We start from the raw sequence: 13043 nt of genomic DNA on the forward strand, positions 1-13043 counted from the left end.
AATGCTCCTCACATTTCGGTATCACAGCACATATCTCGCCGCGGCAGGAGTCATTTGCCGGAAAGCGCTGCCCAGGCGTCGGCGACCATGTCGCGCAGCGTGGCGTGCTCGGCCTTCCAGCCCAGCTCGCCCTGGATCTTCTCCGACGAGGCGACCAGCACCGCCGGGTCGCCGGCCCGCCGCGGCCCGACGGTGGCGGGGATCTCGTGGCCGGTGACCTCCCGGCAGACGTCGATCACCTCCCGCACGGTGAACCCGGCGCCGCTGCCCAGGTTGTAGATCTTGTGTTCGCCCTCGGCGCACGCCTCCAGCGCCAGCAGGTGGGCCCGTGCCAGGTCGCTGACGTGCACGTAGTCGCGCACGCAGGTGCCGTCGGCCGTCGGGTAGTCGGTGCCGAACACGGTCACGGAGTCGCGCTCGCCCGTCGCCACCTTGAGCACGTTGGGGATGAGGTGGGTCTCGATCGCGTGCCGCTCACGGAAGCGGCCGTACGCGCCGGCCACGTTGAAGTAACGCAGGCTCACCGCGCCCAGCCCGCGCAGCCCGGCGAACGCTGTCAGCGCCGTGTCGACGGCCAGCTTCGAGGCGCCGTACGGGTTCGTCGGCCGGGTCGGGTCGCTCTCCACGATCGGTGAGCGCTCCGGCTCCCCGTACGTCGCCGCCGTCGAGGAGAACACGATCTTGCGCACGCCGCGCTCGTGCATGGCCTCCAGCAGCGCCAGCGTGCCGCCCACGTTGCCGGCCCAGTAGAGGCCCGGCTTCTCCACCGACTCACCGACCAGCGACTTGGCGGCGAAGTGCAGCACGGCGTCCATCCCGTCCAGCGCCTGGCCGGCATCGGCGATCGACGCGCGGACGAACCGCGCGCCCTCCGGCACCGCGTCCTCGTGCCCGGTGGACAGGTCGTCGAGCACGGTCACCTCGTGCCCCGCCTCGACGAGCTGGGCCGCGACGACGCTGCCGATGTATCCGGCGCCTCCGGTGACCAGCAGCCTCATGTTCACTCCCGTTGAAATATGTTTGATTTTGTACGGCTTGCCGTTCAGCATACGCGGGAAACCCCCCGAGTACGCTGCCAAACACCATGTTTGACACCGTCGCGGCGAACATCGCCCTGGTCCTGGTCTTCATCCTGGTGGGCGGGTTCTTCGCCGCCGCCGAGATGGCCATGGTCTCCCTGCGCGAGAGCCAGGTCCGCAAGCTGTCGCACAAGGGCCGCCGGGGCGAGCGCGTCGCCAAGCTCGCCCGCGACCCCAACCGGTTCCTGTCCGCCGTGCAGATCGGCGTGACCGTCGCCACCATGCTGTCGGCCGCGTTCGGCGCCGACCGGCTCGGCATGCAGCTCACCCCCGTGCTCAAGGGCTGGGGGGTGCCCGCCGCCATCGCCCCCGTGCTCGCCCTGGTGCTGGTGACCCTGGCCATCTCGTACGTGTCCCTAGTGCTCGGAGAGCTGGCGCCCAAACGCCTGGCCCTGCAACGCGCCGAGGGCCTGTCGCTGGTCGTCGCGCCGTTCCTGGACCGGATCGCGGCGCTGTCGCGGCCCATCATCTGGATGCTGTCGCGCTCCACCGACGGCGTGGTCCGGCTGCTCGGCGGCAACCCGCAGGCCGACCGCGAGGAGGTCACCACCGAGGAGCTGCGCGACATGGTGGTCGGGCACGCCGAGCTGACCCCCGACGAGCGCAACCTGATCGCCGAGGTGTTCGCCGCCGGCAAGCGGCAACTGCGCGAGGTGATGCTGCCGCGGACCGAGGTGGAGTTCATGGAGGCCGACACCCCGCTGGCCGAGGCCGCGGTGCTGGCCGCCGGGCTGCCGCACTCCCGCTTCCCCGTCTACCGCGAGTCCTATGACGAGGTCATCGGGTTCGTGCACGTCAGGGACCTGCTCGACCCGGTGCTCACCGGCCGTACCGAGCCGCTCAGCGAGCTGGTGCCGATCCGGCCGGCCAAGTTCGTGCCCGCGTCCAAGCGGCTGCTCACCACGCTGGGCGAGATGCGCGACGAGGGGCAGCACATGGTCATCGTCATTGACGAGTACGGCGGCACCGCGGGCATCGTCACCATGGAGGACCTGGTCGAGGAGTTGATCGGCGACATCAGGGACGAGTACGACATCGAGGACGACACGGTCGTGCTGCCCGCCGGGGAGATCGAGATCGACGGCCTGACCAACCTGAACGACTTCGGCACCGAGACCGGCATCAGGCTGCCCGACGGCCCGTACGAGACGCTGGGCGGGTTCGTCATGGCCATGCTCGGCCACGTGCCGGAGCTGGGCGAGCGGGTCGAGGTGCACGGTTTCGAACTGACGGTCACGGAACTCGACGGCAGGCGTATCGCCCGGGTAAGGGTCAAGCGCCGCTCGCTGGTCGAGTCGCCGCCCGAACCTGATTCCTGACACAATTGCCTGCTATGGCCAGACCTCGTGTACTCTCCGGCATCCAGCCCACAGCGGACTCCTTCCACCTGGGCAACTACCTGGGTGCGGTCCGGCAGTGGGTCACCTTGCAGGAGACCCACGACGCCTTCTACTGTGTGGTCGACCTTCACGCGATCACCGTTCAGACCGAGCCCGCCGCGCTGCGCCGCCGCAGCCGTGTTGCCGCCGCCCAGCTCTTCGCCGCCGGGCTCGACCCCGAGCGGGCGACCGTCTTCGTGCAGTCGCACGTGCGCGAGCACAGCGAGCTCGCCTGGATCCTCAACTGCCAGACGGGCATGGGCGAGGCCGCCCGGATGACGCAGTTCAAGGACAAGTCGGCCAAGTACGGCGAGAGCGCGGCCAGCGTCGGGCTGTTCACCTACCCGATCCTCCAGGCCGCCGACATCCTGCTCTACCAGGCCAACAGCGTCCCGGTGGGCGCCGACCAGAAGCAGCACCTGGAGCTCACCCGCGACCTGGGCCAGCGCTTCAACCACCGCTTCGGCGACACCTTCACGATCCCGGAGCCGTACATCCTCAAGGAGGTCGAGAAGATCACCGACCTCCAGGACCCGTCGGCGAAGATGTCGAAGTCCTCCTCCAGCCCGGCCGGCATCCTGGACGTCCTGGAGCAGCCGGGGCCGCTGCGCAAGAAGGTCATGCGCGCGGTCACCGACACCGGCTCGGAGGTCGTGTTCGACGAGGAGAACAAGGCCGGCATCTCCAACCTGCTGCGCATCCAGTCGGCGCTGACCGGCGTGCCGATCCCCGATCTGGTGGTCCGCTACGAGGGCCAGGGCTACGGGACGTTCAAGAAGGACGTGGCGGAGGCCGTGGTCGAGGCGTTCACCCCGATCCGGGAGCGCACCGAGAAGCTGCTGGCCGACGAGGCCGAGCTGGACAAGCTCCTGGCGGCCGGCGCCGAGCGGGCCCGCGCGGTGGCCAAGCGGACCATGGCCGAGGTCCGCGACCGGGTGGGCTTCCTGCCGACGCTCTGAACGGAGTTGCGGATATCGAATATCGATAAGTAGACTGCTTATCGATAGTCGATATCCCATTTCCTCATTCCTGGAGCGTCTCCATGGACGGCACACTCGGCCGGCTCATCCGCCTCCCCTCCGTGTTCGCGATCCTCACCCTGATCGCCGGGCTGGCCACCGGGCTGGCCGTCTTCTCGCGCGCCGGGTTCCTCGGGATCGATCGCGGCCACGTGGTGGCGCGCGCCTTCGAGGCGTACGGCATCCCCGTCGAAGGAATCTCGGCCATGGCCCGGCCCGGCGTCCTCGCCTCGGCCGGCGAGCTGACCTTCGTCGACGGGACCCCGAGCGCCCTGCAACATCTCTGGCAGGCGCTCACCGTCCTGCCGACCGCGGTGCTGACCGCCGGGGCGTTCGTGCTGCTGTGCCGGCTGCTCTGGGCGGCGCGGGGCGGCGCCTACGTCTTCCCGGTCGGCCGGCGGCTGCGCGGGCTCGGGTGGTGGCTGCTCGCGGGCGGGCTGCTGGCCGCCGCCGTCGAGGAGCTCGCCATGATCATGCTGCTCGACTCGGTCGCCACCCAGGTCGACACCGCGTTCCGGCTCCGCGGGGTGCCGGTGCTCGTGCTGCTCGCCGGGCTGGGCATGCTGGTGCTCGGGAACGTGCTGCGCGACGGCGCGCGGATGCGCGAGGACCTGGAAGGAACCGTCTGATGTCGCCTGCCGAGATGGAGGCCCACGCCATCACCGTCCACCTGGACCGGCTGCTGGCCGAGCGCGGCATGACGCTCACCGACCTGGCCGACCGGGTGGGCGTGACGGTCGTCAACCTGTCCATCCTCAAGAACGGCCGCGCCAAGGCGATCCGCTTCACCACGCTCACCAAGCTCTGCGAGGTCCTCCGCTGCCAGCCGGGCGACCTCCTGGCCTACGACGAGGCCAGCGCCGAGACGGATACATCCCCGCCCGGCAGGGCAGGAAAGCCAGGGTGATCCTGACCGAACGGCTGGCAGCCGCCAAGGCGCGCGGGCGCCGGCTGGTGGAGCACTGGCGGGTGCGGCGGCCGTCGGTCGACCATCTGATCAGGACCGTCCAGCGCTACCAGGCCACGTTCGGCGACCGGCTGGCCGGGGCCGTCACCTACTTCGCGTTCCTGTCGTTCTTCCCGCTGGTCGCGCTGGCGTTCGCGGTGCTCGGGTACGTGATCTCCGTCGACCAGGCGGTCACCGACGCGCTGGAGGCGGCGATCGCCGAGCGGCTGCCCGGCGTGGCCGAGGAGCTCGACCTGTCCGGCATCGGCGAGGCCAGGGCGACAGCCGGGATCATCGGCCTGCTGGGCCTGCTCTACGCCGGGCTGGGGGCGGTCGACGCGCTGCGGGGGGCGCTGCGCGAGGTGTCGATGGCCACCTCGCCGCCGCTGAACTTCTTCCTCGGCAAGCTGCGCGACCTGCTGTCGCTGCTCATGCTCGGGGTGACGTTGATCGTGTCGGTGCTGGCCGGCGGGCTGGCCACGCAGGCGACGCGGAACGTGGCGCACTTCCTGTTCGGCGACAGCTCGCCGGTGGTCACGGCGGCGACCGGGCTGGTCGGCGTGCTGGGCAGCGTGGGCGCCGACTGGGTGCTGTTCGTGATCGTGCTCGGCTGGGTCGCGCGGCCCGTGCAGCGCTTCCCGGTGATCGCCAGGGGCGCGCTGCTGGGCGCGATCGGGTTCGGCCTGCTCAAGCAGCTCGCCTCGCTGCTGCTCGCCCAGTCGCTCGGCAACCACGCCCTGTACGGCGCGTTCGCGGTCATGGTCGGGCTGCTGATCTGGATCAACTTCTCGGCCAGGCTCGTCCTGTACGTGGCGGCGTGGACGGCCACGGCCGGAGGCGGGCCGCCGCCCGAGCCGACGCCGATGCCGTCCAGGACGAGCCGGACGTCACAGGCGTGAGCGGCGCCGTCGCCGGATGCCGTAGCCGAGCCAGAGCACCCCGAACAGCAGCCCGCCGCCGATGACCAGGGAGCCGACCGTGCGCGTGGTGCCGGTCTGCTTGGCGGCGGCGTTGTCCAGCAGCGGCGGCGGTGCGGCGCCGGGCGTGCCGGTGGCCGTGGCGACCGGGGCGGCCTGGGCCGGCGGCTCGTCCGGGAGCGGCTCCACGAGCTGCCCCACCGGGGTGACCTTGCCCCGGGCGGCGAATCCCCAGTCGAGCAGTTCGGTCACCTCGTCCCAGAAGTAACCCTTGTGCCGCATGACGACCACGATGATCGTGTGGCCCTGGCGGGTGGCCGCGCCGACGAAGCTGCCGTGCGCCTTGGACGTCCAGCCGTTCTTGACGCCGACCATGCCCTTGTAGCGCCACAGCAGCTTGTTGTGGTTGCTGATCTGGTAAGGCTTCTTCGGCGCGGGAAACGTGGCAGTCTTTGTGCTGATATATCGCCGGAAATCGGCGTTGGCCAGGCCGGCGCGGGCGATGAGCGCCAAGTCGTACGCCGAGCTGCTCTGCCCCGGCTTGTCCAGCCCGCTGGGCGTCTTGGCCACGGTGTCGTTCGCCTGGAGGCGCTTGGCCTCGGCGTTCATGTCGGCCATGGTCTTGGCCAGGCCGCCGTTGGCCTCGGCCAGCGCCATCGCGGCGTCGTTGCCCGAGGACATCATCAGCGCCCTGAACAGGTCCTCGACCTCGTAGATCGGCTTGGGCTGGAGGCCGACCGCGCTGCCCTCCTGGTTGACGGCGTTGCGGCTGGGCTTGACCTTGAGGTCCTTGTCCAGCTTGGGGATGAGCGTGAGTGCGGTGAGCATCTTGAGCGTGCTGGCCGGCAGGTAGCGCCCGTGGGCGTCCCTGGCCGCCAGCACGTGCCCGGTCTCCTGGTCGGCGATGAGGAACGCGGTCGCCTTGCTCTTGGGCGGGGCCTTGAAGTCGCCCGGCCGGACCAGCCCCTTGGCGCCCAGCGCCTCACCGCCCACGGGTGAGGTGGTCGGGTCGGCCTGGGCGGGACCTGCGAGGATGACCCCGAGACCGACCGCTGCGATGAGTGCCGTGACAGGCATCCGTTTCGTCCACATGGCGGTCTCAGCGTAGCTTCGAGTTGTATCCCATGTGCCGACACATCCCCCGAAGATCCGCCTACGACGCTAGAGAGATGGTCATGTCACGAAAGATCGCCGGATTCCTCATCGCGCTCGCCGCGTTCATGGTCTTCGAGTGGATCAACCTGGGATTCAACCTGCAAGACGGGCACGACACCGGCTTCTACGTGGTGCACGGCATCCTGATCGCGGTCAACATCGTCCTCGCGATCGTGCTGGCGGTCATCGGGGTGCGGGGGCTCCGCACAGCGCGTTCTTCGTGGCCGCGTGCAGCTCGTCGGCCTGCTGACGGGAGTCGCCGATCGAGGTGAAGCCCATCTTCCCGTGCTCGGGGATGGCGCCGAGCAGGTGAAAGACGTTCCCGGTGCCGGCTTCGGCGTCGAAGCCCAGGCCGAGCCGCTCGATCGTGCGCAGCACCTCGCCGGGGGCGCGGCCACGCAGGCAGGCGGCCGAGCAGTTGTCCGTGGCGGTGTAGTACTTGGGCTGGTTCCCGGCCATCAGCAGGCCGGTGCCCGGGTCGTACCTGGCCCCCGTGACGAGCTGGGCCGCCCCGTACGGATGGGTGGTGCCGCCGATCCGCAGGTTGATCTCGCACAGCAGCGCCGCGTAGCCGGCGTCGGTCTTCATGGCGAAGAAGTCCATGCCGAACAGCCCGACCGCGCCCTTGCTCGCCAGGATGGCGGCGATGCGGTCGGCCGAAGCGCCCACGTCGCCGCGGTACTCCAGCGCCGCCGGGAACGTGCAGCCCTGGTAGACGTCGTTGTTGGCGCCGCCGAGCACCTGGTCGTGGGTGGCCAGCACCTCGTGGTGCCCGCCGGGGGAGATGCGGGCCAGCGCGCTGGGGAAGTACAGGGGCCGGTGCTCGATGAACTCCTCGACCACCGCGCCGCGCTCGGCCACCTTGGCGGTGAAGCTGTCCCACGTCTCCCCGTCGGCCGAGAAGCTCGTCGCGGACCGGTCGTCCTTGGTGAGGATGGCGTTGCCGAGCCCCGAGTAGCCGTCGTTCAGCTTGAGGATGACCCGTTCGCCGGGCAGCGACTCGATCGCGTCCTCCAGCTCGGTGAGCGTGTGCAGGTCGCCGAAGCCGCGCGCCATGGGCACGCCCGCCATCGCGCCGATCTCGCGCGAGCCGCTCTTGGAGCCGTAGTAGGCCAGTGCCGTGGCCGGACCGTAGAGGGGAACGCCGAGTGACGAGGCGAGCTCTTCCTCCAGCTCGCTCAGCACGAACGGCACGATGAAGGCGTCACCGTCGATCGCGGACCGCAGCCGGTCCAGGACGTCGGGACGCGACAGTAAGGTCCTGGTGAGCGGCTGTGCGTGCGGTTCGTCGAGGGTGATGAGCTCCAGCCGCTTGGCCGCGTCCTCCGGATCGGGCAGGAAGCCGAGGTAGTAGGCGACGATCTCCGGATCGATCGGCGCGGACGACAGGTAGACCAGCTTGACCCCGGGCTCGCGGAGCGTCAGCAGGAGGAAGAGCAGGCGCTCCTCGTAGCATCGCGCCCCCGTGATGCGGCGGAGCTCGTCCTGTGGCAGGGAGAGCGAGGGTACGACCACCAGGGTCCCCTCGCCCGGCTCGAAGATGCTCAACCTGGCATACTTCTCCCCGAACGGGATATTAGTGATCATATAGCGAGTGAAACACGCATTCTTCTCAAACGCAGCCATCGCCGGAGTGTCATGACCATGACAGAAGGTGACAGGATTCGTAATCGCTGAGCACGTTTGGGAATACCGGCTCGGGGTCAGGATTTAATGATCCCTTGTGACTATTTTCGGGCCACGGCGGGTGCTCACACAGCGTGACGACACGTGGTTACGGGCATGCAGTCGGCTAACTTTTGGTGTAGTTGTCGGCGCGAACGCTCACGAGAGCGATAAAGTCGAAGCATCGCCGGGTGTCATGGCTGACCGCTGTGTTTCCGGCTGAAGCCGCCGTCCTCAGGAGACGGCGGAGAGTCGCGCCCCCGTGTTGATGAGCTGCTCAGAACGAACAGCCGCCACTGAGGGACAAATGACGAAAGACGGCGCTATATAGGCCGTGCGGCGTTGGGTAGTGGTGATCGCACGGCACGGGACGGGATGGTGACTGATGCAGGGACGTGAGCTTCGAGGGGAACTCGACGCGTTCCTGGCGGAGACCGAGCAGGACCTGGTGGCCTTCCGCCGTGACCTGCACAGCCACCCCGAGCTGGCCTTCGCCGAATACCGCACGACGCAGCGGATCGCCGAGCGGCTCACCGCCGCCGGACTGGTCCCTTCGGTGCTGCCCCGCGGCACCGGGCTGATCTGCGACGTGGGCCGGGGCGACGGTCCGACCGTGGCGCTGCGCGCCGACATCGACGCGCTCCCGCTCCAGGACGAGAAGGAGCTGCCCTACCGCTCGACCGTGCCTGGCTCCTGCCACGCGTGCGGGCACGACGTGCACACCACGGTCCTGCTCGGCACCTCGCTGTTCCTCGCCCAGCAGGCCGCCGCCGGGCTGCTGCCCGGCCGGGTGCGCCTGATCTTCCAGCCCGCCGAGGAACTGCCCGGCGGCGCCCTGGAGGTCATGGCGCAGGGCGGCATCAGCGGCGTCGACCGCATCTTCGGCCTGCACTGCGACCCGCGCGTGGACGTCGGCCAGATCGGGCTCAAGCCCGGCCCGATCACCTCGGCCTGCGACAAGCTGGTGATCCGGGTGTCCGGCCCCGGCGGGCACACCGCCAGGCCGCATCTGACCGCCGACCTGGTGTTCGCGCTCGCCAAGATCCTCACCGAGCTGCCCGCCGCGCTGTCGCGCCGGGTCGACCCGCGCTCCTCGCTCAGCCTCGTGTGGGGCCGGGTGTCGGCCGGTTCGGCCGCCAACGCCATTCCCGACGACGGCGTGGCCGAGGGCACCGTGCGCTGCCTCGACGAGAACGCCTGGCACGCCGCCCCCGACCTGATCAAGTCACTGCTGGAGTCGGTCGCCGGAGCCTACGGCGTCGAGGCGACCATGGACTACACCCGCGGCGTGCCGCCCGTGGTCAACGACGAGGTCAGCGTGGAGATGCTGGCGGAGGCGGCCGAGCGGGCGCTCGGCGCGAGCGCGGTGGTGCCCACCCAGCAGTCGCTCGGCGGCGAGGACTTCGCCTGGTACCTGGAGTCGATCCCGGGCGCGTTCGCCCGCCTCGGCACCCGCTCCCCGGAGTCCGGCGTCACCTACGACATCCACCAGGGCACCTTCGACGTGGACGAGCGGGCCATCGCCATGGGCGTGCGCCTCATGGCGACGACCGCGCTCACCGCCCTGTTCGAGGGCACCCGGCTCCCGGCCGCGGACGAGATCACCTCCGCCCTGGCCTGAAGCCGTCAGGACAGCCGGCCGAAGACCACCGGCAGCTTGACCGACGAACTGCCCGGCGCCACCGTGACCCTGGTGCCCGCCGGGTAGCGCAGCGTGTAGTCGTGGTCGGTCGAGATGATCACCACGCCGATCCGGTGCCCCTTCTTGAACAGGTAGTCCTGCGGCTGGAAGTCCCACGTGAAGCCGTACTCCCTGCCCGGCCTGATCGGCTCGCTCCGGTCCTCCCGGTGCCGGTTGCGGACGTCCAGCCAGCCCCGCGTGACGATCTTGTACGGGGTCTCCGCCGTGCCCAGCGTGCGCAGGGCGGTGCAGCCGGTGTCACCCGGGATCCCCTGGCCGTAGCAGAGCGTCTCGCCGGTCGGCACCAGCCTGCCGTCGGGCCGCGTGTCCGTGCCGTAGTCCACCAGCAGGGCCGTCAGGTACGGCGAGGCGCCGTCGCGCATCGAGGCCCGCACCGAGACCGTCGGCGTGCCCGAGATCCGGACGTCGGCGGGCAGCGGGTTCGTCAGGTAGGCCAGGCGGTTCGGGTCCGCCGCCGGCGCGGTCCCGGCCAGGTCCTCCGCCGTGCGGGTCTTCTGGTCGGTGTACGACTCGCGCGCCGACCAGGGCCGGGGGAGCAGGCCGAGCTTCCCGCCCGAGCCCATCCACAGCCGCACCGGATGGGCGCCCGGCAGCGGCCAGGAGGCGTGCCGCCCCCACTGCCCGGCGGCGATCTCCACATCGGCCCGCGGCTCACGCATGACGCCGCTGTCGATCCCGTACAGCCAGTGGTCGAACCAGCCGTGAAGCTGGCGCAGCCACTCGGCGGTGCGCAGGCTGAAGGGGTTCATGTGGGTGCCCTGGTGCAGCCAGATCTTGCGCGGCACGTTCCGCTCGGCCAGGGCGTACCACCACTGGGCGGCCTGCTTGGTCTTGACGTTCCAGTCGTTGAGCCCGTGCACCAGGAAGACGCTGGCCCGGACCTTGTCCACGTCGTCGAGGTAGTCGCGGGCGGCCCAGAACGGGCTGTAGTCGCCGGTGACCCGGTCCTGGGCGGCCGCCAGGCCGTCGATCACCGGGCCGCAGACCGCCTGGCCGTTCTCCCTGGTCAGGACGAACTTGGCGAGCACGTCGGCGTCCTCGCCCTGGAAGCCGCCGGGGGCGAGCACGCCGCCGTTGGCCCGGTAGTAGTCGTACCAGGAGGAGATCGCGGCGATCGGCACGATCGTCTCCAGGCCCTCGACGCCGGTGGAGGCGACGGCGTTGGGCAGGGTGCCGTTGTAGGAGACGCCGATCATGCCGACCTTGCCGGTGGACCAGGTCGCCGCCACCGGCTCGCCGTTCGCGTCGAAGCCCCTGGCGCGGCCGTTGAGCCAGTCGATGGCGGCCTTCGGGCCGGCCGTCTCGTTGCGGTCGCCGGTGGTGGGGCAGCCGGTGGCGCGGCCGCTGCCGACGTTCTCGACCAGCGCGACGGCGTAGCCGCGGGGCAGGAAGTAGTTGTCGTAGTAGCCGGCGAACGGCTCACTGGCCAGCTTGTCCACCTGGGCGCGCAGGGTGGGCAGCGGGTTGCCGTGCTCGTCCACGTCGACGGGGTGGTTGGGCACGTCGTTGACGCCCGCGAAGTACGGGCTCGACTCCATGATCACGGGAACCGTGAGTCCCTGGTCGGTCTCCTTGGGACGCAGGATGTCGACGGCGACCCGGTCGGGCCGGCCGTCGTGGTCGCTGTCGGTGCCTTCGACCTCGACGAAGACGGTCTGCTTGATGGCGTCCGCGCGGGAGAAGACCGGTTGGGTCGCGTTCCCTTCGACGCTGATGGCGGGGGTGTCCGCCGCGACGGGTCCGCTGGTCAGGCCCAGGACGAGGACCGCGGCCAGTGGCACGGCGATGGCCTTCCAAGGGTGCATGGCTGGACTCCAGACGATTTTTCCACCCGTTGGTGGGAATCTCTGCCATGATCGATCGGCTCTCACGGCCTGGCGAGGCCCAAAGTTCGGTAAAGCTTCACCGGCACCGCCTGGGCGGCATGCCTGAGAAATCAGGTCACGGACGCGCCTGATGTCGATAACGGAGCGGTTGCGACCCTGTGTGCTGGTTTGGTATGCCCTGGTCAACCAACTATCTTCCGTGCAGGGTTGCCGTACGTTTCTTCGCGCCTGCGATGAAGTTCGACGGCGGGGAAATGGAAGGGAGTCGCCTTGCTCAGCAAGCGATTCGGCAGGTTGGCGACCGGCACGCTGGCCGGTGCCATGCTCATGGCGGCCGCGGCTTGTGGTGGTGGCAGCACGGGCGGGGAGACCACGGCGAGCACGTCGCCCGGCACGGAGTCCAGCGCTCCGGCGGCGAGCGGCCTCAAGGTCGGCCTCGCGTTCGACATCGGCGGCCGGGGCGACAAGTCGTTCAACGACGCCGCCTACGCCGGTCTGGAGAAGGCCAAGACCGAGCTCGGCGCCGAGATCAAGGAACTGAGCCCCGCCTCCGACGGCTCCAACCGTGCCGAGCTGCTGACCCAGCTCGTGGACGCGGGCTACAACCCGATCATCGGCGTGGGCTTCGCCTACGGCGAGGACATCAAGAAGGCCGCCGAGGAGAACCCGGAGATCCAGTTCGCGGTCGTCGACTCGGCCTCCAACGCGGCCAACGTCACCGGCCTGCTGTTCGCCGAGGAGCAGGGCTCCTACCTGGCGGGCGTCGCCGCGGCCACCAAGGCCGAGAGCGGCCACGTCGGCTTCGTCGGCGGCGTCGAGAACGACCTGATCAAGAAGTTCGAGGCGGGCTTCGTGGCCGGCGTCAAGTCGGTCAAGACCGACGCCAAGATCGACGTCAAGTACCTCACGCCCGACGGCGACTTCACCGGCTTCCGCGCTCCCGACAAGGGCAAGGTCGCGGCCGAGAAGATGTTCCAGGACGGCGCGGAGGTCGTCTACCACGCCGCCGGCGACTCCGGCCTCGGCGTGTTCCAGGCGGCGGCCGCGGCCAAGAAGAAGGCCATCGGCGTCGACTCCGACCAGCGCCAGACCGTCACCGAGCCCGACCTGCAGGAGGTCATCATGACCTCGATGCTCAAGCGCGTGGACGTCGGCGTCTTCGAGTACATCAAGGCCTTCCAGGGCGGCGCCAAGGGCGGCACCGACATCGTCTACGACCTCAAGGTCGACGGCGTGGGCCTGGCCACCACCGGCGGCGAGATCGACGACATCCAGGACAAGATCGACGCTGCCAAGAAGGACATCATCGACGGCAAGATCACGGTTCCGGCCAAGCCGTAACCTGGACAAGAACA

General features: G+C 69.7%; 12 protein-coding genes. 8 read left to right on the forward strand and 4 right to left on the reverse strand.

The features are described from left to right. Window positions 1-50: 50 nt before the first annotated feature. Window positions 51-998, reverse strand: a complete 948-nt coding sequence (gene galE / locus ADY59_RS09790) for a UDP-glucose 4-epimerase GalE (RefSeq protein ID WP_049560448.1) — start codon at window positions 996-998, stop codon at window positions 51-53. Between the two features lie 86 nt (window positions 999-1084). Between galE and ADY59_RS09795 the strand changes: the two genes are divergently transcribed. From ADY59_RS09795 to ADY59_RS09815, 5 genes are all read left to right on the forward strand, one after another. Beyond that, window positions 1085-2398, forward strand: a complete 1314-nt coding sequence (locus tag ADY59_RS09795; RefSeq protein ID WP_049560450.1) for a hemolysin family protein — start codon at window positions 1085-1087, stop codon at window positions 2396-2398. Between the two features lie 14 nt (window positions 2399-2412). After that, window positions 2413-3417 (forward strand): tryptophan--tRNA ligase, encoded by a 1005-nt coding sequence (gene trpS / locus ADY59_RS09800; protein WP_197093523.1) that lies wholly within the window; start codon window positions 2413-2415, stop codon window positions 3415-3417. Between the two features lie 83 nt (window positions 3418-3500). Then, complete coding sequence (locus tag ADY59_RS09805; protein WP_049560454.1) at window positions 3501-4106, forward strand: hypothetical protein; 606 nt, start codon at window positions 3501-3503, stop codon at window positions 4104-4106. Continuing rightward, window positions 4106-4384 carry a helix-turn-helix domain-containing protein gene (locus ADY59_RS09810; RefSeq protein WP_049560456.1) on the forward strand — a complete coding sequence of 93 codons (279 nt, stop codon included), beginning with the start codon at window positions 4106-4108 and terminating at the stop codon, window positions 4382-4384. The genes ADY59_RS09805 and ADY59_RS09810 overlap by 1 nt, the downstream gene beginning before the upstream one ends. Continuing rightward, window positions 4381-5322, forward strand: a complete 942-nt coding sequence (locus ADY59_RS09815) for a YihY/virulence factor BrkB family protein (RefSeq protein WP_197093524.1) — start codon at window positions 4381-4383, stop codon at window positions 5320-5322. Before ADY59_RS09810 ends, ADY59_RS09815 begins: the two co-directional genes overlap by 4 nt. Here ADY59_RS09815 and ADY59_RS09820 read toward each other — a convergent pair. After that, on the reverse strand, window positions 5311-6417 hold the full coding sequence (locus ADY59_RS09820; protein WP_231618632.1) for a D-alanyl-D-alanine carboxypeptidase family protein: 1107 nt from the start codon (window positions 6415-6417) through the stop codon (window positions 5311-5313). The two genes, ADY59_RS09815 and ADY59_RS09820, sit on opposite strands and share 12 nt — an antisense overlap. 143 nt (window positions 6418-6560) lie before the next feature. Between ADY59_RS09820 and ADY59_RS53945 the strand changes: the two genes are divergently transcribed. After that, window positions 6561-6767 carry a hypothetical protein gene (locus ADY59_RS53945; protein WP_442937695.1) on the forward strand — a complete coding sequence of 69 codons (207 nt, stop codon included), beginning with the start codon at window positions 6561-6563 and terminating at the stop codon, window positions 6765-6767. Here the strand turns inward: ADY59_RS53945 and ADY59_RS09825 are convergent. Next, window positions 6679-8082 (reverse strand): peptide ligase PGM1-related protein, encoded by a 1404-nt coding sequence (locus ADY59_RS09825; protein ID WP_049560462.1) that lies wholly within the window; start codon window positions 8080-8082, stop codon window positions 6679-6681. The genes ADY59_RS53945 and ADY59_RS09825 overlap by 89 nt on opposite strands. A gap of 463 nt (window positions 8083-8545) precedes the next feature. Here ADY59_RS09825 and ADY59_RS09830 point away from each other — a divergent pair, with 463 nt between their 5' ends. Beyond that, window positions 8546-9781, forward strand: coding sequence for a M20 family metallopeptidase (locus ADY59_RS09830; RefSeq protein ID WP_049560464.1), 1236 nt, complete (start codon window positions 8546-8548; stop codon window positions 9779-9781). Between the two features lie 5 nt (window positions 9782-9786). On the opposite strand, the gene ADY59_RS09835 is transcribed toward ADY59_RS09830, so the two are convergent. Beyond that, window positions 9787-11667 (reverse strand): Xaa-Pro dipeptidyl-peptidase, encoded by a 1881-nt coding sequence (locus tag ADY59_RS09835; RefSeq protein ID WP_049560467.1) that lies wholly within the window; start codon window positions 11665-11667, stop codon window positions 9787-9789. A 291-nt stretch (window positions 11668-11958) separates the two neighbouring features. Between ADY59_RS09835 and ADY59_RS09840 the strand changes: the two genes are divergently transcribed. Further along, a complete protein-coding gene (locus ADY59_RS09840) occupies window positions 11959-13029 on the forward strand; it encodes a BMP family lipoprotein (RefSeq protein WP_082309989.1) in 1071 nt (356 codons plus the stop codon). Window positions 13030-13043: the final 14 nt, after the last annotated feature.

The organism is Nonomuraea sp. SBT364, from assembly GCF_001083785.1.
Lineage (GTDB): Bacteria > Actinomycetota > Actinomycetes > Streptosporangiales > Streptosporangiaceae > Nonomuraea.